Source organism: Nocardiopsis nanhaiensis, from assembly GCF_054778635.1.
Genome location: NZ_BAAGZJ010000038.1, coordinates 1 through 23371, shown reverse-complemented (window position 1 = coordinate 23371; position 23371 = coordinate 1). Strand labels below are relative to the sequence as shown.

The window sequence follows — 23371 nt, the reverse complement described above, 5'->3', positions numbered from 1 at the left end:
GGGCGGGCTCGGCCGACCCTCCCGATCCCAGTGTGAACAGCGGCTTCTGCGGCGGCAAGCGGTGCTTTCCCGGCTGTGGACAACCCGCCGCCCCACCGTTCCCGGTATGCGGGGCACCGGGAACGGTGGGGCGTCCGGAGCCGGGGTGCACGACGGCACGCCCGGTGTCAGGCGCGGTCGGAACCGTCGGAGACGATCTCCGGAAGCTCCGTCAGGGGCGCCCGCACCGGGGCGTCCTCACCCGTGAGCACGGCATGCGCCGCCACCGCCACGGCTTCGATGGTGTCCACCCCGTGCTGCATGCCCGGGTTGTCGTCGGTGAGCACGACCAGGTCGTAGTCGCCGATGGGCGTGTCCTGGAACCCGCCCACGCTGTTGACCCGCCAGACGTCCGTGTCCGGGTAGGGCAGCCAGCCGTGCTTCAGGTACACCCCAGCGTCGTCGGGCGCCCCCACCGGCACGCCCCACCGCTGTTCGTCGATGACGTCGCCCATGAGCCCGCGCGCGTACTCGCGCTGGTCCGCGCCGAGCACGTCGTTCTCCGTGCGCAGCACCTCCAGCAGGCTGAGCTGGTCCGCGGTGTTGATCTTCATCAGCCCCACGGAGCCGTCGGGGTGCAGGATCGTGTCGTCCATGCCCACCAGATCCAGGAAGCCCTGAATGCGTTCGGCACCCAGCTGGTTGCGGAGTTCCACGGTGGAGTCGTTCCCGGACACCGTGATCATGTCCGTGGCGAGCTCGTCCTCCCGTTCGGTGAGCTCGCGGTCCCCGTCCATGGCGGTGCGCAGGAGCGCCCCGAGGATGACGACCTTGCCGACGCTCGCGGCGTCGAACTCGGCGGCGGGGTCGAGCCCGCAGACGAGGTCGCCGTCGTGGGCGGAAACCCCCACGGCGACCCGGCCGTCGCGCTGGTCGGCCTGTTCCCGGATCTCTTCACCCAGGCGTTCCGCGAGCTCGGGGTGGGCCTCCGACGTGCAGATCGCGTCCTGCTGTTCGTCGGCGTAGGCATCTGGAGTGGCGCTGGCGACCGCTGGGGCGGCGGTGAGTCCAAGGGCGAAGGTGAGGGCGGCGGGGAGGGCCCCGGAACGGTATCCGGGGCGGGTTCGGCTGCTGGGCATGCGCGGTGTCTCTCCTCACGGATGGAGCAGCTGTGCAGACACCGGCCTCGACCAGCGAACGCACAGCGTGACCTGATGATGACTCTTCGATCATCGCTGTCCGTCCGCCGCCGTACACCGACGACGCTCCGCGCATGTCCGATCCACCGCACCGCGCCCCGCCCCACTCATCGCCCAGCCCGGGCCGTACGAAGTTTTCGGGGCGCACGGGGACTCCGGGGCGGCCCGGCCCGGGTCACTCGGGCGGGTGGTGGAACTCGTTGACACCCATGGCCGCACCCCGCGCGTCCTGGAAGGCGCCGTAGCGCATGCCCCCCATATCGGCGAGCGGCGTGACGACGGTACCGCCGAGCTGGGCCGCCCGGTTGAGGACCGATTCGGCGTCGGACACGGTGAACTCCACGCCCCACTGCGGCACAGTGTCCGCGAGGGCCTCGTACGGGACCGCCGACAGCCAGCCGACCGCGTCCGAGAAACCGTCGGGAGCGCCCGCCTCCGTGTGCGCGTCGCGGGTTCCCGGGTTCCGCCCCTCGAGGAAGTCGCCGTACCCGGGCAGGCGGAACATCGTCACCTCAGCGGCTCCTCCCCCGAGCCGCACGTTCTGGGTCTGCCAGCCGAAGACCGTGCCGTAGAAGGTCGCCGCGGCCTCGGGGTCAGAGGTGACCAGGGTGCTGAAGTTCCACGTGCCGGGCTCGTTCACCAGGTGGGCACCGCCGCTGCCTCGCGGTTCCCAGAGCCCGAACCTGGCCCCCGCGGAGTCGGCGCAGAGGGCCACCCGGGCGGTGCCCTTGATGTCGGTGGGTCCGCTCAGCACGTTCCCGCCGGCCGAATCCACGCGCTCGGCCGCGTCGTCGGCGCTGTCGACCCGCACATAGGTGGTCCAGACGGGGACCGCGGGTTCGGCGATCAGCGAGCCGACTCCGGCTACGTCGCCCTCCCGGTCCCGCAGTCGCGCCACGAAGTGGCGGTTCCGGGCACCCTCCGGGGTACGGTCCTCGAAAAGCCACCCGAGCACCTCACCGAAGAACGCGATCGCGTGCTCGGGGTGCGGTTCGGAGAGCTCGACCCAGCAGGGTACGCCCTCCGGGTACCGGGCCTGTTCCGGACTGGCCATGCTGCCCCCTCGCTTAGAGACTCACTGCTCTCCAGCCCTTCCCGTCATGTCGGGACTCGAACCGGTCACGGCTTGGCCGGGAAAGGAGTTAGGGGCCCGGCGAGTGGCGGACCGGGCCCGATGTGGACCGGGCAGGGCGAAAAACGCGGTGTGGGCAGCCGGAGGTGGACGGCGCGACTCGGGCACCGCCAAGGGAGAGCCGGGGTGAAGGTGGCGAGGGCAGGGCCGTCGTCGGCCCGCGGTCAGGCCGGGCGTACGACCGTGTCGGCGCGCAGCAGGGCCCTGTCCCGCTTCTTGCGTTCGGAACGGACTTCCGCCAGGGCCTTCTCCAGCGCTTCCTCGGGTTTCTCGGAGTCCTTGGCGAGGTAGCTCTTCCTCGGTTTGGTCAGTTTGATCTTCCCCATGGCACCCATTTCGATTCTCCGGGATCAGGATCCCGCCGTGCCGCTTCCGCAAACAATATACCCAGGGCCGCGGCGAACAATGCGATGGTCGACCCGTGCCGGTGGTCCAGGCTTCCCGGAACGGGGGCGTCGATGGTCACCATTCCGAAGGCGTCCTCGGTGGACCGGATCGGCGCGGAGATGAAGGTCCGGTAGCTGGTTCCCGTGCCGGCCCAGTAGGGACTGCGGGAGCCGTTCTCGCCCAGGTCCTCCATGATGTAGAAGCGTTCGGGCAGTTCGTCGATGATCCTGAACGCGCTGTCCCCCCGCTGTGTTCCGCGTTCGAAGTCTCCGGGGCGGTCCGAGCGCCCCGCGGGGAAACGGGGCGTCATCCTCTTCCCGTCGGGCGTGATGACGAACACGACCGCCCGCACATCGGGCACGTCGCTGAAAGCGGAGCGCAGATCACCCGCCACCCGCATGGCGGCCCCCTGCGCGACCTCGTTGCGCTTGTCCCGCGGTTGGAAGGTCGTGGTGGCGGCGAGCTCCAGAAGAGGGGCGAGCGCCTCCTCGAGAACCTTCTCCCGGGCCGAGGTGAGGGCGTCGTTGCTTTCGCTCCTGCGCTCCCAGTACAGGTCCAGTGCGGGGATCGTCACGCCTAGGAGGATGGGTGGGACACCCCACCAGACGCTCATACCGGCCAGGACGCCGCCGAAGGCGACCAGCAGCCCCGAGGCGAGGAGGGCCAGGGGCTTGTAACGGTGGGCGACGTAACCCAGCCACGACACTGTGGCCAGTAGGGGGTTGACTGGCTTCTTCACCACGCCAACTGTAGTGCGACCGTCCCCCAGAGTCACCCGCGGCCCGGCCTTTGCGGAACTCGGCCGCCCCCGGCGAACCTGAGGCGCCCTGGCGCCCGTCCGGGCGGAACCCGGCCTCGCTCCCGCGCGGCCCGGGGTCGGCCGAAGCCGGTCCCGGGCCACCGGGCCGGGAATCAGGAGGTCACGGCGACCTGTCCCCGGTCCTTGCGTACCGGACCGGCCTTGCCCGGTCGGATGTCGTCGGCGAAGATCTCGGTGGGCAGGTAGAGCGCGCAGCAGGCGTTCGGGATGTCCACCACCCCGCCGATCCGCCCCTCGATCGGTGACGTGCCGAGGATGAGGTAGGCCTGCTCCCCCGTGTAACCCCATTTCTTGAGGTACTCGATGGCGTTGAGGCAGGCGTTGCGGTAGGCCTCGGTGGCGTCCATGTACAGGTTGGTGTTGTCGCGGTGGTCAACGGAGATCCCGATGAAGGTGAGGAACTCCGAGTACTGCGGGGCGACCCGGCCGGGCCGGAAGACGGGGTTGCGGTGCACCCCGTAGGTCTCCATGCCGTTCTTGATCACGTCCACGCGCAGGTCGATGAAGCCGCCCATCTCGATCGCGCCGCAGAAGTTGATCTCGCCGTCGCCCTGGCTGAAGTGCAGGTCGCCGACGGAGAGGAGGGCTCCGGGGACGTGCACCGGGTAGAAGATGCGCGACCCCCTGGTGAAGTTCTTGATGTCGTGGTTGCCGCCGTTCTCCCGGGGCGGCACGGTCCGTGCGCCCGAGGCGGCGATGCGGGACAGGAGGTCGCCGTCGGCGTGGCCGGCCAGGGTCTGGTCCACCAGGGGCGGCAGTGCCAGCGGCGGCACCCGCTCCGGGTCGGTGTCGATGAGCGCCTTCTCGCGGCGGTTCCAGGTGTCGAGCAGTTCGTGGGAGGGCGCCACACCCATCAGGCCGGGGTGGGTGATGCCCGTGTACTCCACGCCGGGTACGTGGCGGGAGGTGGCCGCCTGGCCGTGGAAGTCCCAGATGGCCTTGTAGGCGTCGGGGTAGTAGTCGGTGAGGAAGCCGCCGCCGTTGACCTTGGCGAAGATGCCGCTGTAGCCCCACCCCTGGCCGCAGACGGGGCCCTTCTCCTGTGGGATGGGACCGAGGTCGAGGATGTCGACGATGAGCAGGTCTCCCGGTTCCACCCCCTCCACGCTGACGGGTCCGCTGAGCATGTGGCAGCGGTTCAGGTCGACGTCGCGCACGTCGTTGGCGGAGTCGTTGTCACCGATCTGGCCGTCGGTCCACTCCCGGCACTCGATCCGGAACTCCTGGCCCGGCCGCACGCTGGCGGCCGCGGGGACCTCGGGGTGGAACCGGTTGTGTCCGGGGACGGCCTGCTGGGCCATGGGCTTCGAGGGGTCGTGGCTGAAGATGACGTCGGGCATGACGGGCTCACTTTCCGGGTGCGGGCCGCTCGGGCCCGGGTGCTTGGCGGGTGAAACAGGTCGGGCTGAACGGGGCAGACAGGACAGGTCAGACGGGGCGCACGGGTTCGGCGGGCACGGCCTCCTCGGGTTCGGCGCGGGCGGTGGCCAACCACAGCCCGGCGAGACTGAGCACTCCGACGCAGGCGAGCGCGACGGTGACGGGCGTGGTGGTGGGCCAGAAGCCGGTGGCGAGCAGTGCTCCGGGGATCGCGGCGGTCACCACACCGGTGACGATCGCGAACCCGCCGGTGAAGCGGGCCAGGTGGGTGAGCTCGGCGCCCAGCACGCAGAAGAAGAGGAACCAGAGCACGGCCCAGTACAGCCAGATCACCGTGAAGGGGCCGTCGCCTCGGATCAGGCCGGTGTAGGCCGCGACGGTGACTGCCGTGACGGCGACGAAGAGCGAGAACCAGCCCAGGCCGCGCTGGTCCCAGCCGGTGACGGCGTTGATGCCGACCCACAGGTAGGTGAACCCGAACAGGTAGAGCGGGGCGGCATCGGCGACGGCGAAGGTGTCGGGGGCCTGGACCAGCAGGACGGTCGGCACGACCACCTGGAGGGATCCGACGAAGAGGTTGAGGGGGGCGGCGGCCTTGGCTGAGATGACGCCCAGCAGGAGGAGGCCGTTGATGATCAGCACGGCTCCGACGTAGAAGAGTCCGGCGGCGCTCATCGTCGCCCCCTCAGGCCCGCGGCAGGAGCGCGTGTCGGGGGTCGGCGAGCGGCGGCGGTGCCGGAACCGGCACCGGTCCCGTGGTGACCAGGGGTGTGTCCGCGCTCTGTTCGGCGGCGTCGCGCACCTGTGCGTGGGCACGGGGGACGGCGCTCACCATCGGCGCGGTGAAGGCCCTGCTGGCCCGGCTTCCGCAGGCGCAGTCGGCCTGTGCGGGTGCCTGCCCCATGGGCGCGGCCAGGTCGGTCTCGTGACGGTCCGGACAACGGTACAAGTAGGTGGCCATGATCACTCCTTTCATTTGAAAATAATTCAAATAGAAGCAAGTGGCAAGGGGGCGAGCGGTGGCCTTCGGTGGCAGACAGGCCGCGGGGGCCTCAGAGGCGGGCGAGGATCTCGAAGCCAAGCCCTTCGGCACGGGCCATGTACACGCGCTGGTGGACGTTGCCCGACCTGAGCTGCATGGCCCCGCGCGGCCCGTCGTAGCCGACGGAGTCACCGACCCTGGAGAGGAGTTCGGGGCGGGTGGTTCCCGCACGGTGCACGAGCGCGTCGAGCGCCATCAGCCCCTCGTAGCACGACTCGGCCATGTTGTTGAGCGGCGGTGCGTCCGGACCGTGCATGCGCGTATAGGAGCCGGACAGGTCGAGCGCCGACTCGGTGGGAAGGGACCGGAAGTAGGCGGCGGCCACGTAGAGGCCCTCGGTGCTGTCGGCGCCACTGCCGAGCAGCATGTTCTCCTCCATGAGGGGCGTGAGGCGGCGGACGCGCTCTTGGAGTCCGTACGCGGCGAACAGCCGGTTGAAGGCCACGGCGTCCTGCCCGACCAGAAGCATGAGCACGGTGTCGGCACCACTGCCCCGGACCAGGTCCATGGTCGGCCCGAAGTCCTCCGTGCCGAGCTCGACGAACGACTCCCCCACCACCCGCATCCCGAGTTCCTGCGCGTACGCGTGGATCGAGCGCGCGGTGCTGCGCGGCCAGACGTAGTCGTCGCCCACGACGAAGAGGTCCCGCGCGCCCTGCTCGTCGCGCATCCAGCGCATGGCGGGAGCGATCTGGTCCGGGGGCGTCTCCCCGGAGCAGAAGACGCCGGTGGAGTTCTCACCGCCCTCGTACAGGGACGTGTACACGTAGGGGACGTGGTCCCGCAGCACGGGGACGAGGTGCTGGCGGACCTGCGAGATGTGCCAGCCCGTCACCGCGTGGATGTCCCCGGAACGCGTGAGCGCGCCCACCTGGGCAGCGACGTCCCGCACCGGCTGACCGCCGTCGATGACGACCGGGCGCAGGCGCCTGCCCAGGAGGCCCCCGGCGGAGTTGATCTGCTCGATGGCGGTCTCGGTGACGGCCTCGCAGGAGGGACCGAAGATCCCGGCGGGTCCGCGCAGCGGGATGACCACGCCCACAGGAAAGTCCTCGGCGGGCTGCCGTTCTCCGTGTTCGGGACAGTGACACAGCATGAGCGCTCCCTTCCTGGGTTGCCGCGTCCCCAAGCGCTACAGAGCGTTACTCCCGGCATCGGGTGTGCTAAATTTACACCCGGATGAAAACTTCTCGAATGAAGATGTTTGTCAGACACCGTACGCGACACGAGATGGGGTGACCATGGGTGAGGCGATCTCCGGTGAGGGCCTCCAACCCTTGTTCCTCCGCAAGGTCGTCGCTCGGCTGGACGCCAGCGCCGCCGCGAGCGTGCGCGAGCACGGACTGACCGTGGACCGGTGGCGCATGCTGGAACTCCTGGTGGCACGCGGCCCGCTGCCCATGACGGCACTGTCCGAGGAGCTCAGCCTGACCGGACCGACCGCCACCCGGGTCGCGGACCGACTGGTCAGCGACGCCCTCGCCTACCGGAGTGTCGACGCCGCCGACCGCAGGCGCGTGGTCCTCAAGGCCGCCAAGCGCGGCCGTGCCCTCCACGACCGGCTGTCCCCCTCCGTGGCGGAGGCCCAGGAGCGCGCACTGCGCCTGCTCGCCGAAAGCGAGCACGAGGGGTTCGCCCGATTGCTGCACACCCTCAGCCCCGCGCCCCTGACCGATCGGTCAACCTAGGCCTGGTCGCCCGGGCGTAGGAGCGCGTGGTGACCACGAGGAGCGCCAGGACCCCGATGGCGAACACGCCCTGGTACCACTGCCAGCCCGGGCCGATGCCGAGGAAGCCGTCCGCGGCGACGATCAGAGCGCCGGCCCCGACTCCGAGCAGGGCCGCGCCCAGCAGGGCCAGCATCAGCGGCCGGGGCACTCTGCGCCCCCATCCGGTGACCGTGGCCAGCATGAACAGCGCGGCGATCAGGCCGGTCACGACCGCGGCCCACTGCATGGCGGCCACGTCCAGGCTCTGGGCCGCGTACCGCGCGTAGTCACCGGCGGGAACCGCTGGACCGCCCGGGAAGCCGAGGCGGCCCTGCACCGCGTAGACGGCCTTTCCCACGGCGTAACCGAGCAGCAGCGCCGCCATCGTGTAAGCGGGCCAGCGCGCCTGACGGGACATCCCCTCCACCATGCTTAGCTCCCTGGGTTCGGGCCCGCCCCGCGACGGTCGCGGGGGGCGGGCCGCGTCGGCCTGCGCCGACCTTGTTCCAGGATGCGCGGGTCAGTGCCTCCCGGACCTCCCCCTGGGGAGGGACGGCTCTCCCTCCCCGGGGTGGACGTCGGGGGCCTGTCCCCTCCTGTGCGTCAGGTCGGCCAGAACAACGGCTGACCAGGACCGACTCCGCGTCGGCCCTGGTCAGGAGCGCAGGACAGAGATCAGCAACCGGTGCTGCTGGTGACCGTGGTGTCCCCGTAGTAGGCGATCTCCAGACCGTTGAGCACCGCGCGGACCACGGTGCCGTCGACGATCTGCTCGTAGTGCAGGTGGGGCCCGGTCGAGCCACCGGTACTGCCGACGGTGCCGATGACGGTTCCGGTACTCACGGAGTCACCGACCGAGGCCGACTGGGTCTGCAGGTGGGCGTAGAGGGTGGAGACCCCGCTGCCGTGGTCGATGACGATGTATCTGCCGTAGCTCTCGTCGCCCAGGTCCTCGACCGTGGTCACGGTCCCGGCGGCGCTGGAGCGCACGTTCTGGCCCTGCGCGTCCGAACGCTGGAAGTCGACGGCCAGCTGGGGATGGTGATTGGTGCGGGTATTGGCGTTCCAGACCTGGCCGCAGTCGAAGGGGGTGCGCAGATTGACCGAAGCGGCCGACCGTTCGTCGGCGACCGCGCCGACCGGCGCCAGTACCGACAGGAGCAGGGCCGTGGCCAGGAGGATTCCGAGTTTCCTCAGGAGGGATGGGGGACGGCGAAGTCTCATGGGTGTCCTTTCCTCGCAAGAGCGGGGGCGCGAGAACTTCGCGGCCTGGATACCCGCAGAAGCCGCCCCGACTCGACCCCAGAGCCCTCTGTGCCCCTCCTTTCTCAGGCGTGGCGCTGTGCAGCTGAAATGCGCTCACACCAGAAGAAAAAGGAACGCGATTCCGCGGGAGACGCCATGCACTCCGCAGCGCGAGGCCGTCATCCAGCGTGGCTCCGAACCGACCGCAGGCCGAAACTTTTCGGAATCCTGAACTGGACTAGGCCAGCTACTTTCATCGAAACCGACCTTTGTGTCACCCACTCGCGACCGGAAAACGCACTGAACTGCGCAGATCTTCACTTAATGGCGGTTAATTTTCCGAAAATATTCCGGAAATTATTGACAACATGATGGGAACGCTCAACGATGGTCCTCCACGGCAACCCGCCTACCCCGCCGCGTCGCACAACACCGACCCGCGGGTGACCGCTCCCCCGGCCACCCGCGGGCTCCTGAGCGTGCCACGCCGCCTGGCCCCCACCAGGCCCCGCATGGAGGAGACAAGTCCATGGAACACACCCCCGCCCACTCCATCAGCCGCAGAACCCTCATCGGCGGCGCCAGCACGTTGGCGCTGGTCACACCCATGCTGATGCTGCCCGGTACCGCCCACGCCCAGACCCTCACCGAGAACGAGACCGGCACCCACGACGGCTTCTTCTACTCGTTCTGGACCGACGGCGGCGGCTCGGTCTCGATGACCCTGGGCTCCGGCGGCAGCTACAGCACCTCCTGGACCGACACCGGAAACTTCGTCTGCGGCAAGGGCTGGAGCACCGGCGGCCGTAGGAGCGTCAACTACTCCGGCAGCTTCAGCCCGTCCGGCAACGGCTACCTGTGCCTCTACGGTTGGACGTCCGACCCGCTCGTGGAGTACTACGTCGTCGACAACTTCGGCACCTACCGCCCCGAAGGGGACGACATGGGCACGATGGAGAGCGACGGCGGTACGTACGACATGTACCGCACGATGCGCTACGACGCTCCGTCCGTCGAGGGTGACGCGACCTTCCCCCAGTACTGGAGCGTCCGCCAGTCGCCGCGCACGGGCGGCACCATCACCAGCGGCAACCACTTCGACGCGTGGACCGACGCCGGCTTGGAACTGGGCAGCTTCAGCCATTACATGATCCTCGCGACCGAGGGCTACGAAAGCAGCGGGAGCTCCGACCTGACCGTGAGCGGATAACTCCACTACGGCCGACGGCTCCCCTCCGGAGCATCTGACCCGGCATACAGAACACCTCGCCCGTGGCGCGGCGGCGCACAGCCGCCGCGCCACACGTGTGCGACAGCCCCGACCGATGATTCTCCCCGCCGCTCCGAGTCAGTCCAGGGAAACAGCCCACCCCTGATTCTGGAGCCGACCATGACCAGGCAGCAAGTGCCCCGTACCGCCACCGCTGGCCCCGGGCGGGGCCTCAACATCACCCTGTGGGTACTGCAGGTCCTGCTCGCGGTGTTCTTCGCCGGGGCGAGCGCCCTGCCCAAACTGATCGCCCACCCGTCCGCGGAGCCGACCTTCGACGCGATCGGCTACGGGGACTGGTTCATGTACCTCATCGGCGCGCTGGAGCTGGCCGGTGCCATCGGCCTGCTGATCCCGCTGCTCTCCGGGTTCACCGCCCTCGCCTTCATCGCCCTGATGGTGGGCGCCTTCGTCTACGAGGTCACCGTAATCGGCGCCGGGGTCTGGTTCACCCCGGTCATCCTCATCGTCCTGTTCGCCTTCATCGCCTGGGGCCGCTGGGACCGGACCGTCGCGCTCTTCAGCTGGTTGAGCGGGAGTCGTCGCTGAACCGGTGGGTTGGTTCGCCTCCGAGGAGACCCGACCCCTTGTGGGGCGGGGACCTTCGTCTCTCCCCTGTGCGTGTCAACGCACCAGCCCGGTGAGGACGCCGCGGATCATGCGCTCGAAGACGGCGTCGGGCTCGTCGTCCGGTTCCTGTGCCACGGCCACGGCTTCGGCCAGGAACGGGTGCCGACCGTCCGCGGCCGTCTTCGCGAGAAAGGCGGCGTGTGCGGCCTGCCGGTCGGTGGGTGAGTTCCGCCGGTCGATCTCGGTCCGGGCGAACAGGGTCACCAGGCCGTTCAGCAGCCCGAAGGTCTCCAGCCGGGCCCGCTGCGACAGCGTTGTGGGGGCCATCGCCTGGAGCGCGTACTCGACGAGGTCGGCACCCCTGGGGCCGATCCGGCCGGGTTCCGGGGGCAGGTCCAGCAACCAGGGGTGGGCGAGGTGCACGGCCTTGGACCGTCGAGCGAAGCCGGTCAGGTCTGCTACCGGGTCGCCACTGAGCGGTACGGTCACGTCGATCTCCGCGGCGACGCTGTCCGCCATCAGGTCCAGGAGTTCGGCCCGGGTGGCGACGTAGCGGTAGAGGGACGAGGGGCCCGTGCCGAGCCGCGACGCCACCTGGCGCATCGACACGGACGCCAGGCCGCCCTCGTCCGCCAGGGTGACGGCGACCCCCGTGATCTGGTCGCGGTCGCGTTCGGGCGCCGGCCCCCGCTCTCCTCGTCGGCGGCGTTCCCACACGGTCACCGGCTCGTCGGCCACAGAACCCTCCGTCACTTCCCTCCGGATGCGCCACCCATCCTCATCCGGGAACAGTAGTCGCAGTATCGGTGGTCGGCACACCGGAGCGGTACTCCCGCAAGGCAGCGGACAGTGACCCTCACGTGGCCTGCGGTTCGTCGAAGTAGTGCACCTCCTCGCGCACGAGGCTGCCGTCCCGCACGGTGAGGAGGCTGATCTTGGTGGTCGTGCCGCGCACACCGGTCGGCAGGTGGGTCTCGTCGAAGGTGAAGCGCAGGGCGAACTGGTTCTCGGCCAGGAACGGGCCCTCGATGTGCACGGCGTGGAACTCGTAGTCCGCCCCCAGCCTCTCGGCGTTGGCCAGGATGTCGTCGGTCCCGCGCACTTCGACGGGTGCGCCGCCGGTCTCGAGCGGTGCCACCCGCACCATCTCCGGCGCCATGAGGCGCAGGGCGTCCCCGATCTCCGCCTCGCCTTCGAAGGCTGCCTTGTAGCGGTAGGCGAGCTGCGCGGTCGTGAGGGGGCGGAATTCGTCCACGTGGTCGTCCACCCATGAACGGAAGGTGCGCCCCGGGTTCCCGGTCACCTGCCGGACCCCCGGCCGGACCGGTTCGGGGTTCTCGACCAGGGTCTCCCAGTAGCGCAGTGCCACGTCGACGAAGGCCTCGTCACCGATGGCGGCGAGGGTCTCCTCCCGGGCCTCCGTCACCGGCTGCTCCTCCCAGCGCACCGGGCGTCCGACCGCCTCCCCGATCACGCGCACCTGTTCGGCCTGGGTGAGGACCTCGGGACCGGTGATGTCGTACACGGCGCCGAGGTGTCCCTGCTCTGCCAGTACCCGCGCTGCCACCTCCCCGACGTCCCGTTCGTGGATCAGGGTGCGTCCGGCTCGGCCGAAGGGGGCCCGGACCACGCCGTCCAAGCGGATCTGGTCGGCCCACTGGAAGGCGTTGGCGGCGAGTCCGCCCACGCGCAGGAAGGTCCATTCCAGGCCGGAGGCCTGGATCAGTGCCTCGATCTGGCCCCACACGCCGTTCTCCTCGGGGGTGGCGTCGTCGGTGACCGAGAGGGAGGAGAAGTAGACGACGCGCCGCGCGTGCCGGGCGATGACCTTCACGGCCTCGTCGGCTCCGTCGGCGGAGTACCAGGGCCAGAGGAGGAAGACGGTGTCCACGCCCTCGAGCGCGGGCTGGAGGGTTTCGGGTGCGGAGAGGTCACCGCCGAATACCTCGACCCCGGCGGGTGCGTTCGCGGTCTCGGGGGTGCGTGTGAGGACGCGGACCCGGGCGCCGCTCGTGTGCAGTTCGGGGACGAGGTGGCGGCCGACGTTGCCGGTGGCTCCGGTGACCAGGATCGTGTCTTGCCGTGTCATGGTGTGCTCCGTCCGAGACGTGGTCGTCCGGCACCGGTGCGGTGTGCCGGGGTGACTCACCAGCATGCGACCTAAACATTAGTTGAGGTCAACCCCCGGAGCGGTGAGCCCAACCCGACAGGCAGCATCAGGGCTTGCGGGCCACCGCGCACAGCTCCGCGATGTCGCGGACAGCGCCCACGTCCACGGGCTCCGGGCGCCAGCGGGTGCAGGCCACGATGCCCGGCTCGACCGGCTCCAGGCCGTCGAAGAACGCCCGGATCTCCTCCGGGGCGCGCAGGTTGTAGGGCAGCGGAGCATTCTCGTTGTACTGCCGGTGCGCTTCAACGGCGGACTGGTCGGTGTCGGTGCCGTCGGCCAGCGCGAGGTAACTGCCGGACGGCAGCGCGGCCATGAGCTCGGTGACGATCCGGCGCGCGGACTCGTGGTCGGGCAGGTGCCCCAGGATCCCCATCAGGATCAGCGCCACCGGCCGACCGAAGTCCAGGGTCCGCCGGGCCTCCGCCAGCAGCCGCTGAGGGTCGCGGAGGTCGGCGTCCACGTAGTCGGTCACGCCCTCAGAAGTACTGGTCAGCAGAGCCCGCCCGTGTGTGAGCACCAAGGGGTCGTTGTCCACGTACACCACGCGCGCGTCGGGCGCCACCCGCTGGGCCACCTCGTGCGTGTTGTCGGCGGTGGGCAGGCCCGTGCCGACGTCGAGGAACTGCCGGATGCCCGCCTCCCCCGCGAGGTAGGTGACGGCGCGCCCCAGGAAGGCCCGCTGGAGGCGGGCGATCTCGACGATGTCGGGGAAGACCTCTTTGACCTGGTCTCCCACCGAACGGTCGGCCGGATAGTTGTCCTTGCCGCCAAGCCAGTAGTTCCACACCCGCGCGGAGTGGAGGACACCGGTATCTATCCGGCGGTCGGCGGGGGGATCCGCGGGTGACATCAAGTGCTCCTTGTCAGCGCTGTCCGTACGCCCGCAATCCTAGGCACACGGGCTTCGAAGCTCCCCCACGGTCCACCGATGGGACTCGAACCCCCCAAATCCCATGGTGTGACTGTTGACACACGCCTTCACCTCGATACACACTCAATATATTCAAAGTACATCGAGACGTGAGGGCAGGACGGCATGGCGGGTGGCTCGAGGACCAAGGCGGACTACGCCTACCGGGTGCTTCGACAGATGATCGTCACCGGGAAGGTTCCGGCTGGCCAGCCCATCGAGGAATCCGAATTCGTCGCGATCATCGAGGTCGGGCGCACACCGATCCGGGAATCACTCAAGCGCCTCGCCCAGGAGCAGTTCATCCGCTGGCCCGCCCACCGGACGCCCTACGTCAGCAGCCTGTCCCTCGAAGACGTCCACAGGCTCTACGAATCCCGCATGGTCATGGAGGTTCCGGCAGCGGTGCTGGCCGCCTCCCGTGCCACACCCGATCAGCACCGGATGGTCCAGGAGCGCTTCGAGGAGTTGCAGCACGCGACGGAGGAGGGCGACGTGTACGAAAGCATCGAAGCCGACCACGCCCTGCACATCGCCATCACCCGGGGATCCAACAACAAGTTCCTCACCGAGGCCGTCGACCGGCTCAACTGCAGTTCCCTCCGCCTCTGGTACGTCGCCCACGAGCGCAGCGGCCTGGCGACCGTCGCCCAGCACCACGAGGACCTGATCAACGCGCTCTACGCGGGCGACCCGGACAGGACCGAGCAGGCCGTGCGCCACCACATCCGCACGTCCTACGAACGCCAGATCAGCCTCCACCTGGACGGACTCTCCGCGCTCCCGACGAGCAGCAGCCAACTCTCGCGCGATCTGCCCTTCGACGGGTAGGGATCAAAGGAATCCATTCGTCATGCACAAGAAGCGAACGCCGTCCTTGCCGTACACCTGCGCGGCGACGGCGAGCCTGTCAGTACTGATCCTCTCCTCGTGCGGAACACAGGAGGAGGTCGAGGACTCCAGCACCAGCGGCCAGATCACTGTCCTGGGCTACTCGGGCGTTGTGGAGGACAACTACACCGAGGCCGTCATCGAGCCCTTCATGGAGGAGTACCCCGACATCGAGGTGGACTACGTGCCCGGCGCCTCGGCCGCGGAAATGCTCGGCACCCTGCGCAGCGAACAGTCCAACCCCACCAACGACGTCGCCATCTTCGACATCTCCATCGCCAACACCGCGAACGACGAGGGGATCTTCGAGGAGCTCGACCCCGAGCTGGTCCCCAATATGGAGGACATCGGGGAGTCCGAATCGGAGATCGAGGGGAACTTCGGCCCGCCGGTCACCAACGACAACCTCGTGCTCATCTACAACCAAGAGGAGCTCGACCAGGAGCCGACCTCCTGGGACGAACTCTGGAACGAGGAGTACAGCGGCGACGTGGTCATCGAGGCGGCCCCGGACCTGCAGGGCATCGGCCTCATGGTGCTCCTCAGCGAACTCGAGGGCGCCGACTACCAGGAGACCATCGACCCCGGTATCTCCCGGCTGGCCGAACTCGCGCCGGCCGTGCAGTCGTGGACCCCGAGCCCGGACGCCTACACCATGGTCAACGACGGCACGGGAAGCATCGGCATCGGTTGGAACGCGCGCGGCCAGTACTTCTCCGAGGAGCCTGACTCGAACCTGGGCGTCGTCACGCCCGAAGAGGGCAGCCTCGCCCAGACCAACTCCATCAACCTGGTGAGTGAGTCGGAGTCGCCCCTGGCGGCACAGACCTTCATCGACTACGCCCTGAGCCCCGAGGCACAGCAGTCGTTCAGCGAGGCCATGTACTACGCGCCGACCAACGAAGAGGTCCAGCTGTCCGAGGACGTGGCGGAGCGTACGGCCGAGACACCCGAGCGCGTGGAGCGGGCGATCGAGGTGGACTGGAACTACATCGCCGAGCACAACGAAGAGTGGACCGAAGTGTGGCGCCGCGAAATCCTCGGAGGCTGAGATGGGTCCAGCGACCAACGGTGACACCCACGAACAGCGCGCGGACCACCTGCGCCTGGCAGACCTGACCAAGACCTACCCCGGGCAGTCGGTCCCCGCGGTCGACAACGTGTCCCTCTCCCTGGAGCGGGGCAAGCTGCTCGCCCTGCTCGGTCCGTCCGGATGCGGCAAGACCACCATGCTCCGGATGATCGCCGGGCTCATCCAGGCCACGAGCGGCCGGGTCGAGGTCAACGGCGCCGACGTCACCGAGGTGCCGGTCCACCGCCGGGGCATGGGCATGGTCTTTCAGTCCTACGCCCTGTTCCCGCACCTGGACGTCTCCCGCAACGTGGCCTTCGGGTTGGAGATGCGCAAGATTCCCAAACCGGAGCGCTTGGAGCGCGTGCGGAACGCCTTGGACATGGTGCAGCTCGGACACCTCGGCAACCGCCGGGTCAGGGAGCTCTCCGGCGGTCAGCAGCAGCGCGTCGCCCTCGCCCGGGCCCTGGTCGTCGAACCGGCGGCGCTGCTGCTGGACGAGCCGCTGTCGAACCTGGACGCCAAGCTCCGGGACGCGATGCGCAGTGAGATCCGCTCGATCGTCCACCGGTTGGGCGTGACCACGGTGTTCGTCACGCACGACCAGGACGAGGCGCTCTCGATGGCCGACGTGATCGCCGTGATGAGCGAGGGCAAGGTCGAGCAGGTGGGTTCGCCCGAGCAGATCTACGAGCGGCCCGCCAACCGCTTCGTCGCCGACTTCATCGGCCGGGCCAACCTGCTGACCGGCAAGATCACCGAGCGGGCCTCACAGACCGCCACCGTGGACGTGCCCGGGGTGGGGTCCGTACGGGCCACGCACCCCCGGGTGTCGGGACTCACGCCCGGTCAGAGCGTCACCGTGCTCGTCCGCCCGCACCACGTGGCCGCGACCTCCGAACCGGCTTCGGGAGAGGGAAGCCACCTGCGCGGGCGGGTCACCGACCGCTCCTACCGGGGCGAGATCCTCTCCTACACCATCGCCGTCGGCGACCGTGAGATCACCGCCGAGTCCCTGACCGGGATCGGCGGGAGCACCTTCGCGAACGGAGCCGAGGTGGACGTCGTGTGGGACCCGCTCGACGCACTGATCCTCGGCGAAGGGGCCGACGACGCCTCCCTGGACCTCGGAGCGGCCGTCAACCACTGACGCCTCCCCCGGCCGGGGCGCCAAGCCAGCAGTATCCGCGTGCCCGGTACCGGAACAGCTCCCCGGACACAGTCCGGTACGAGAACGCCGAGGCCTCCGCACCCGCGAACCCTGCGCGAGAACCGTTCTCGGCGCAAGTGCCCAACGAAAGGAACGTGCACCGTGCCCATCGTCATCAACACCTCCGCCCCTGAGCTACCGACAGGCCTGGCGGAGGCCGTAGCAGACATCGATCCGCCCACGCTGGGCCACTTCCTGGAGGAGGGATTCTGTGACTCCCGGATCTCCCGGCAAGCCGGCAGCGGGATGCTCGTGGGGCGCGCCGTCACCGTGCGCATCACCGCCACGGACTCGACGCTCGTGCACAAGGCGACCTCGCTGCTGGGCCCGGGAGACGTGATGGTGGTGGACACCGGCGGGGACGAGCTGCACGCACCGGTCGGCGGGGTGGTGGGCAACGCCGTGAGCGCGTCGGGGGCGCACGGCGTGGTCGTCGACGGGGTCTGCACCGACCGCGAGGCGCTCGCCGAGACCAAGCTCAAGGTCTACGCGAAGGGCACCTCCGTGCTGACCACCAAACTGCACGGCATCAACGCGGGGGGCATCAACGTACCCGTCTCCTGCGGCGGTGTCGCCGTGCGCCCCGGTGACATCGTCATCGGCGACGACAACGGGCTCATCATCGCCGATCCGGAGCAGCTGCGGTCCGTGCTCGACGCCGCCAGGTCCTCGGACGCGAACGAGCCGGAACTCCTGCGCCGCATCCACGCCGGGGAGAAGCTCCCGGCCCTGTCCGCCGCGGACGCCCTGCTCGCCAAACTCGATATCACGACCTGAGGAGCCGGTCATGGCGCTCGCCGACACCATCGAGGATGTGCGCCCGAGGCGCTCCCGCCCGCGCGCCTCCATGCCGTTGGTGCTGCTCCTGCCCGGACTGTTCGGTCTGGCGATCTCCTTCGTCATCCCGCTGCTGTGGGTGGCCCGCATGTCCCTGAACGAGGGCGGGGCGGCCGGAGCCATCGTCGAGACCGTCACCCTGGACACCTATGTCGCCGCACTGACCGACAGTTTCACGTGGCAGGTCACGTTCAACACGCTGTACATGGGCGTACTCGTCACCGTGCTGACCCTGGTCCTCGCCTATCCCGTGGCCCTGTTCCTGGTCAGGACACCGTCGAGGTTCCGCGGGCTGCTGCTGGCCCTGGCCGTCGCGCCCCTGCTGACCAGTCAGGTGGTCCGGACCTACGGGTGGATGGTGCTCCTGGGCAACGACGGGGTGGTGAACCAGTTCCTTCTGGGAACCGGCCTGACGAGTACGCACCTGCAGCTGTCGAACAACTTCACGGGTGTGGTGATCGCGCTGGTGGAGATCCTGATGCCCTACGCCATCCTGGTCATGGTCGCGGGCTTCGGCAGTATCTCCGTGGACCTGGAGCAGGCTGCCGGGTCCCTCGGAGCGAACCGCTGGCAGACCTTCTGGCGGATCACGTTCCCGCTGTCGCTGCCCGCGGTCCTCACCGCCGGGCTCCTGGTGTTCGTGCTGGCCATCAGCTCGTTCGTCACACCGTCGCTCATGGGCGGCGGACGGGTCTTCGTGCTGGCGACCGAGATCTACTCCCACGCCATGCAGACGCTCAACTGGCCGATGGCGGCGGCCATGTCCATGATCCTTCTGGCGGTGTTCTCGCTGCTGATCAGTATCTACCTTCGCGTAGTCCGGCGCTTCGAGCACTGAGGGAGCAGGTGAAGACACATGTCGGATACCGCGATCACACCCGATCGCCCCAGAGAACGAGCCGTCCCGCCGAGGCCCCGGCGGATTCCGCTGTGGATCCCCCGCACCGTGTGGCGAGCGGTCATCTTCCTGCTGTACCTGTTCCTCCTCGCGCCGGTGATCGTCGTCTTCGTCATCTCCTTCGACACCCAGACCTATCTCGGGTTCCCACCGGAGGGGTTCACACTCGAGTGGTACGCGGCGCTGGCGGACAACCAGAACTTCATGCGGGGGCTGCAGGTCAGCCTCATCGTGGGCGCTTGCACCGCGCTGGTCGCGACCCTGATCGGGGTACCCGCGTCACTCGCGCTGGCGCGCCACCGGTTCCGCGGGAACAACCTGGTCTCGGGCCTCTTCCTGGCGCCGCTCCTGGTTCCGACGGTCGTCCTGGGCCTGGCGCTCCTGCTCGCGCTGACACCGTTCGGCCTCACCGGGAGCTATCCGGGGCTGGTGATCTCCCACCTGGCCATCACGATCCCCTACGTCATCCGGACCACGATGATCGCGCTCTCCTCCGCGGACATGTCGTGTGAGGAGGCGGCCAGGGTCCTGGGAGCGGACTCGTGGACGACCTTCCGCAGGATCACGCTCCCCTTGGCCGCGCCGGGGATCCTCGCGGGCGCGGCGATCGCCTTCATCATCTCCTTCGACGAGGCGGTGATCGCGCTGTTCGTCGTGGGTCCGGAGGCGACCACGCTGCCGGTGGAGATCTTCCGGTACGTGGAGCAGCGGACGGATCCCCAGATCGCCGCGATCTCCGTGGTCGTCATCTGTATCTCCATCGTCTTCGTCGTCCTCATCGAGCGCCTTCTCGGGCTCAAGAGAGCCCTGCGCTGAAGCCAGCCAACCCACAGGGAGACCCGTCATGATCGTCACCGTCGGACAGTTCAACGCGACCACGGACAAGGCAGCCAACATCAGCGCGGCCACCGACCTGATCGAGCAGGCCGCGCAGCAGGGGTCATCCCTGGTCGTCCTGCCCGAGAACGCGATGTGGTCCGATCCCGATGTCGACGCCGACGCCGAAGGAGCGGCGGAGAGCATCGACGGCCCCTTCGCGACAGCGATCGCACGGCAGGCCAGAGCGAGCGGCATCACGGTCGTCGTCGGCATGACGGAGGCCCAGGGCGCCGCCGGGGGCCGGCCTTCGAACACCGTCTTCGTCGTCGACCCGAACGGCTCCCTCCAAGGTGCCTATCACAAGGTCCACCTCTACGACGCCTTCGGTTACCGGGAGTCGGACCGGATCAGGGCACACACGCCGGAGGCGGTGACGTTCACCCTGGGCGGGGTCACCTTCGGGGTCATGACCTGCTACGACGTCCGCTTTCCCGAGATGGCCCGCTTCCTGGTCGACGCGGGCGCGCAGGCGCTGATCGTCCCGGCGGCGTGGGCTGTGGGGCCTGCCAAGGAGGACCACTGGACGACGCTCACGCGTGCCCGGGCGATCGAGAACACCGTCTACGTCCTGGCCAGCGGCCAGACCGGGCCCACCTGCACCGGACGGAGCGCCGTCATCGACCCGATGGGCCACCTGGTGGCCTCCGCCGGCGAGAGTCCCGGTGTGGTGTCCGCGGTCCTGCACCCGGAGCGCGTCAAGGAGGTCCGGGCCAAGAACCCGAGTCTGGCCAACCGGAAGTTCTCCGTCGGCTACGGCTCCGCCGTTCCAGCCGCCGGCTGAGTCTCCTGCCCGTCCCCGGTGCGGCCCCGGTGAGGGGCCCGCGCCGGGTGCCCGCCCCTGCGGCGCGCTGGTCACGGCTTGTACGCCACACCGCAGTACTGGTCGGCCTCGGTGACCGCCCCCACCTCGGCCTGCTCCGGGCGCCAGAACGGAGCGGAGACCACGCCGGGTTCCAACAGCTCCAACCCGTCGAAGAAACCCGCGATCTCCTTGGGGGTGCGCAGGTGGTAGGGAATCGCCGCGGTCTCGTTCCAGCGGCGGGCGGCCTCGATCATCGGCTCGCTGGTCGCCGAGCCGTCGCACATGGCCAGGAAGCTCCCCTCGGGCAGCTCGTCCACGTAGGCCCGCACCGCAGCGTAGGCCTGCTCGTTGTCGGGGGTGTGCCCCATGGTGCCCAGGATGGTGAGGGCGATCGGCTTCGAGAAGTCCAGGTGCTCGCGGGCGGCGGACAGGACCGCGTCGGGCTGGTGCAGGTCGGCGTCGACGTAGTGCACCTGGCTCAGTCCGTCGCCGGTCAACAGGGCCCGGGCGTGGGCCAACACCATGGGGTCGTTGTCGACGTAGACCACGCGTGCCTCGGGGGCCACGGCGTGGGCGACCTCGTGGGTGTTGTTGTGGGTGGGCAACCCGGTACCGATGTCCAGGAACTGGCGGACGCCCTCCCGCTCGGCCAGGTGGGTGACGGCCCGGATGAGGAACTGCCGGTCGGCTCGGGCTGCGCTGACCATCTCGGGGTAGGCCTGGAGGACGTAGTCGCCGACCTCGCGGTCCACCGGATAGTTGTCCTTGCCTCCCTGCCAGTAGTTCCACACCCGGGCCGAGTGGGCCTTGGTGGTGTCGATCTCGGGGAGTTCCTGAGCCATAGGGGGTGCCTCTTCGCTTGGGGAGCGTGTGTCCGTATTCTTGCGTTCCCTCCGGTCTCGGGCAAGCCGCAAGCCCCGCCGGACAGGGCCTGAGGCAGCCGGTGGGAGGAATCCGCGGCCGGTCCGGGCGGATCAGCCGAACACCGGGCGCAGGCGCTCGGCCAGCAACCGGTAGGTGTCCAGGCCCTGGGCGTAGACCCGCGCGTTGGCGGGGTCGGGGCGTACCGGGGCACCGGTGGACTGCCACTCCTGGGCCGTGCGGCCGATGTCGGTGACGTGCCCCGTCGCCGCGGCGGCGATGAGCGCGTCCCCGAGCACGCCGCACTCCTGGCGCCGGGCCGGCCGCCAGGTCGCGTTCACGACGTCCGCCTTGATCCTGTTCCACAGTCCCGACCGCGCCCCGCCGCCCACCGCGCGGGCCTCGGTCACCGGTGAGCCCGTGCTCTCCTTCACCAGCCGCGCCCAGGCCGCGTATTCGTAGGCCACCCCCTCCAACAGCGCACGGTACAGGTGCGCCGTCGTGTGCCCGGAGGTCAGTCCGATCCAGGCGCCGCGCACGTTCGGTTCGGGGGGCAGGACGCGGCCCTGCACGTGCGGGTACCACAGCAGCCCGTCGGCTCCGGCGGCCACCTGCTCGGCCCGGTCGTCGAGGTCGGCGTAGGCGGGCACCGCTCCGCCGGCGGCGGCGACCTCGTCGCGGAACCAGCGCAGCGCCAGCCCGCCGCCGTTGATGAAGGCCAGCGCGACGAACGACCCGGGTACGACCGAGCGCATGGTCATCATGGTGTGGTGCTCGGTGTCGGGGTGGAAGCCGTCGACGCACACGCCGAAGACACTCGCGGTCCCGGCAAGGTCGAAGGCCTGGCCCGGGTGGACCACTCCGGCGCCGAGCGCCGCCGCCGCGGTGTCGCCCGCCCCGGCGGCCACCGGTGTGCCCGGTGTCAGACCGGTGGCCGCGGCCGCCTTACTGGTGACCTCGCCGATGACCGAGGTGGGCGCGACGACGCGGGGCAGCTTTTCCGCGTCCGCGCCGAACAGGTCGACGAGTTCGGCCGACCACCGTCCCCGCGCGGTGTCGGCGAGGTTGGAGAAGTGCAGGTGGGTGTCGTCGACGTAGGCGTCGGCCCCCGGTAGCCCGGTCATGCGTCCGGCGACGTAGGCGCTGGGCACCACGAACCGGGCGATGTCGGCGAAGCGGTCCGGGCGGTGGCGCTGCCACCACAGTATCTTCGGGCCGTGCGAGTAGGTCGGTGGGCAGCCGGAGAGTTCGACCACCCGGGCGGCGTGTCGGCCCATGGACAGGATCTCGTCGGCGCAGCGGGTGTCCAGCCACGAGTCGTAGTGGGTTGCGGGGGTGAAGTCGGCGGTGACCGCGGCGATGCCGGCCATCTGCCCGGAGAACGCCACCCCGTCGGTCCGGCCGACGTTCCCGGCCGCGGTGAGGGCGGCGGCGATGGTGCGCTGCGCGGAGCCCTCGATGTCGTTCAGGTCCTGCTCGACCAGGCCGGGCCGGGGGTAGCGCAGCTGTACCTCCTCGAACGCCTCACCGAGGATGGCGCCTTGTTCGTCGACGACAGCTGCTTTGGTTCCCAGGGTACCGAGATCACACCCGACGAATACGGGCACGGTGCACTCCGATGTGTTGGGGTGGACGGGGTCGGTGGCCAGGTCGGTGGTGGCCGACCGGTTCGGTGTTCGCGGTGGTGCGGGCTCACGTGGCACGGTCCCGCGCCGGTTCGCCGGGGGCGACGGTCACGCGCCGCTCGCTTCCGGCGGCCAGCAGGTCCGGCACATCTGCCAGCGGGTGGCGGGCGTGCGGAAGCCGGCGCAGGTCGAGGCCGTCTGTGACCGCCCGTACCGCCTCGCGGTAGTCGGCGAGGGTCGATCCGGTGCTTCCCACCACGGTCAGATGGCGGTAGTGGACGAGGTTGGCGTCGAGGTCGGCGCCCCCTGGTGTACCCGCGAAGGCGTGCACGGCCCCGCCCGCCGCCACGCGTTCCAGAGCCCAGGACAGGGGCGCTGTGCCCGGCGGGGTGACCACGGCGACGCGGGGCCGTCCGCCCAGGACCTCGGCGAGCCGCTCGGCATCGCCGACCGGATCGGCCACGGCGTCCGCGCCGAGGTCGC

General features: G+C 69.5%; 26 protein-coding genes. 10 read left to right on the top strand and 16 right to left on the bottom strand.

Going from position 1 to position 23371, the window contains the following annotated elements; all coding sequences use genetic code 11:
- Positions 1 to 167: 167 nt before the first annotated feature.
- The 8 genes from ACYVD1_RS18830 to ACYVD1_RS18795 form a co-directional block, all read right to left on the bottom strand.
- Positions 168 to 1118 (bottom strand): serine hydrolase, encoded by a 951-nt coding sequence (locus ACYVD1_RS18830; RefSeq protein ID WP_460774357.1) that lies wholly within the window; start codon positions 1116 to 1118, stop codon positions 168 to 170.
- Positions 1119 to 1353: 235 nt separating this feature from the next.
- A complete protein-coding gene (locus tag ACYVD1_RS18825; RefSeq protein ID WP_460774354.1) occupies positions 1354 to 2232 on the bottom strand; it encodes a VOC family protein in 879 nt (292 codons plus the stop codon).
- A gap of 242 nt (positions 2233 to 2474) precedes the next feature.
- Positions 2475 to 2636, bottom strand: a complete 162-nt coding sequence (locus ACYVD1_RS18820; RefSeq protein ID WP_460774352.1) for a hypothetical protein — start codon at positions 2634 to 2636, stop codon at positions 2475 to 2477.
- Positions 2618 to 3436: a hypothetical protein gene (locus tag ACYVD1_RS18815; RefSeq protein ID WP_460774349.1), complete on the bottom strand. Its 819-nt coding sequence runs from the start codon at positions 3434 to 3436 to the stop codon at positions 2618 to 2620. Before ACYVD1_RS18815 ends, ACYVD1_RS18820 begins: the two co-directional genes overlap by 19 nt.
- A gap of 173 nt (positions 3437 to 3609) precedes the next feature.
- Positions 3610 to 4857, bottom strand: coding sequence for a formamidase (gene fmdA / locus ACYVD1_RS18810; protein WP_460774346.1), 1248 nt, complete (start codon positions 4855 to 4857; stop codon positions 3610 to 3612).
- An 88-nt stretch (positions 4858 to 4945) separates the two neighbouring features.
- Positions 4946 to 5572 (bottom strand): AmiS/UreI family transporter, encoded by a 627-nt coding sequence (locus ACYVD1_RS18805; RefSeq protein ID WP_460774343.1) that lies wholly within the window; start codon positions 5570 to 5572, stop codon positions 4946 to 4948.
- Between the two features lie 10 nt (positions 5573 to 5582).
- On the bottom strand, positions 5583 to 5858 hold the full coding sequence (locus tag ACYVD1_RS18800) for a transcriptional regulator (protein WP_460774341.1): 276 nt from the start codon (positions 5856 to 5858) through the stop codon (positions 5583 to 5585).
- 91 nt (positions 5859 to 5949) lie between these two features.
- The gene (locus ACYVD1_RS18795; protein ID WP_460774338.1) at positions 5950 to 7035 is read right to left on the bottom strand and encodes a substrate-binding domain-containing protein; all 1086 of its coding nucleotides are present in this window, start codon (positions 7033 to 7035) and stop codon (positions 5950 to 5952) included.
- Between the two features lie 145 nt (positions 7036 to 7180).
- On the opposite strand from ACYVD1_RS18795, the gene ACYVD1_RS18790 reads away from it, so the two are divergent.
- Positions 7181 to 7627 (top strand): MarR family winged helix-turn-helix transcriptional regulator, encoded by a 447-nt coding sequence (locus ACYVD1_RS18790; RefSeq protein WP_460774334.1) that lies wholly within the window; start codon positions 7181 to 7183, stop codon positions 7625 to 7627.
- On the opposite strand, the gene ACYVD1_RS18785 is transcribed toward ACYVD1_RS18790, so the two are convergent.
- Together ACYVD1_RS18785 and ACYVD1_RS18780 are read right to left on the bottom strand one after the other, a co-directional pair.
- The gene (locus ACYVD1_RS18785; RefSeq protein ID WP_460774331.1) at positions 7593 to 8078 is read right to left on the bottom strand and encodes a hypothetical protein; all 486 of its coding nucleotides are present in this window, start codon (positions 8076 to 8078) and stop codon (positions 7593 to 7595) included. The two genes, ACYVD1_RS18790 and ACYVD1_RS18785, sit on opposite strands and share 35 nt — an antisense overlap.
- Positions 8079 to 8323: 245 nt before the next feature.
- A complete protein-coding gene (locus ACYVD1_RS18780; RefSeq protein WP_460774329.1) occupies positions 8324 to 8872 on the bottom strand; it encodes a M23 family metallopeptidase in 549 nt (182 codons plus the stop codon).
- Positions 8873 to 9422: 550 nt separating this feature from the next.
- Between ACYVD1_RS18780 and ACYVD1_RS18775 the strand changes: the two genes are divergently transcribed.
- Positions 9423 to 10103 carry a glycoside hydrolase family 11 protein gene (locus tag ACYVD1_RS18775; RefSeq protein WP_460774326.1) on the top strand — a complete coding sequence of 227 codons (681 nt, stop codon included), beginning with the start codon at positions 9423 to 9425 and terminating at the stop codon, positions 10101 to 10103.
- Positions 10104 to 10283: 180 nt separating this feature from the next.
- The gene (locus ACYVD1_RS18770; protein ID WP_460774324.1) at positions 10284 to 10712 is read left to right on the top strand and encodes a DoxX family protein; all 429 of its coding nucleotides are present in this window, start codon (positions 10284 to 10286) and stop codon (positions 10710 to 10712) included.
- Between the two features lie 75 nt (positions 10713 to 10787).
- Here ACYVD1_RS18770 and ACYVD1_RS18765 read toward each other — a convergent pair whose 3' ends face one another.
- The 3 genes from ACYVD1_RS18765 to ACYVD1_RS18755 form a co-directional block, all read right to left on the bottom strand.
- Positions 10788 to 11471: a TetR/AcrR family transcriptional regulator gene (locus ACYVD1_RS18765; protein WP_460774321.1), complete on the bottom strand. Its 684-nt coding sequence runs from the start codon at positions 11469 to 11471 to the stop codon at positions 10788 to 10790.
- Positions 11472 to 11589: 118 nt separating this feature from the next.
- The gene (locus tag ACYVD1_RS18760) at positions 11590 to 12822 is read right to left on the bottom strand and encodes an NAD(P)H-binding protein (RefSeq protein WP_460774317.1); all 1233 of its coding nucleotides are present in this window, start codon (positions 12820 to 12822) and stop codon (positions 11590 to 11592) included.
- A 127-nt stretch (positions 12823 to 12949) separates the two neighbouring features.
- Positions 12950 to 13753, bottom strand: coding sequence for an SAM-dependent methyltransferase (locus tag ACYVD1_RS18755; protein ID WP_460774314.1), 804 nt, complete (start codon positions 13751 to 13753; stop codon positions 12950 to 12952).
- A gap of 186 nt (positions 13754 to 13939) precedes the next feature.
- Between ACYVD1_RS18755 and ACYVD1_RS18750 the strand changes: the two genes are divergently transcribed.
- The 7 genes from ACYVD1_RS18750 (at position 13940) to ACYVD1_RS18720 (ending at position 20381) form a co-directional block, all read left to right on the top strand.
- Entirely contained in the window at positions 13940 to 14644 is a 705-nt protein-coding gene (locus ACYVD1_RS18750; protein WP_460774312.1) for a GntR family transcriptional regulator, read from the top strand.
- A gap of 22 nt (positions 14645 to 14666) precedes the next feature.
- On the top strand, positions 14667 to 15755 hold the full coding sequence (locus ACYVD1_RS18745; protein ID WP_460774308.1) for an ABC transporter substrate-binding protein: 1089 nt from the start codon (positions 14667 to 14669) through the stop codon (positions 15753 to 15755).
- 1 nt (position 15756) lies between these two features.
- Positions 15757 to 16926 (top strand): ABC transporter ATP-binding protein, encoded by a 1170-nt coding sequence (locus ACYVD1_RS18740; protein WP_460774305.1) that lies wholly within the window; start codon positions 15757 to 15759, stop codon positions 16924 to 16926.
- A gap of 162 nt (positions 16927 to 17088) precedes the next feature.
- Positions 17089 to 17763: an RraA family protein gene (locus tag ACYVD1_RS18735; RefSeq protein WP_460774301.1), complete on the top strand. Its 675-nt coding sequence runs from the start codon at positions 17089 to 17091 to the stop codon at positions 17761 to 17763.
- A gap of 10 nt (positions 17764 to 17773) precedes the next feature.
- The gene (locus ACYVD1_RS18730; RefSeq protein ID WP_460774296.1) at positions 17774 to 18661 is read left to right on the top strand and encodes an ABC transporter permease; all 888 of its coding nucleotides are present in this window, start codon (positions 17774 to 17776) and stop codon (positions 18659 to 18661) included.
- An 18-nt stretch (positions 18662 to 18679) separates the two neighbouring features.
- Positions 18680 to 19537, top strand: a complete 858-nt coding sequence (locus tag ACYVD1_RS18725) for an ABC transporter permease (RefSeq protein ID WP_460774293.1) — start codon at positions 18680 to 18682, stop codon at positions 19535 to 19537.
- A gap of 28 nt (positions 19538 to 19565) precedes the next feature.
- Positions 19566 to 20381 carry a carbon-nitrogen hydrolase family protein gene (locus ACYVD1_RS18720; protein ID WP_460774290.1) on the top strand — a complete coding sequence of 272 codons (816 nt, stop codon included), beginning with the start codon at positions 19566 to 19568 and terminating at the stop codon, positions 20379 to 20381.
- 71 nt (positions 20382 to 20452) lie between these two features.
- Here the strand turns inward: ACYVD1_RS18720 and ACYVD1_RS18715 are convergent, their stop codons facing one another.
- The 3 genes from ACYVD1_RS18715 to ACYVD1_RS18705 all read right to left on the bottom strand — a co-directional run.
- Entirely contained in the window at positions 20453 to 21244 is a 792-nt protein-coding gene (locus ACYVD1_RS18715) for an SAM-dependent methyltransferase (protein WP_460774288.1), read from the bottom strand.
- Between the two features lie 132 nt (positions 21245 to 21376).
- Positions 21377 to 22870: a xylulokinase gene (locus ACYVD1_RS18710; RefSeq protein WP_460774285.1), complete on the bottom strand. Its 1494-nt coding sequence runs from the start codon at positions 22868 to 22870 to the stop codon at positions 21377 to 21379.
- 85 nt (positions 22871 to 22955) lie between these two features.
- Positions 22956 to 23371: MDR/zinc-dependent alcohol dehydrogenase-like family protein (locus ACYVD1_RS18705; protein ID WP_460774281.1), on the bottom strand; the 416-nt coding region annotated here is incomplete at its 5' end.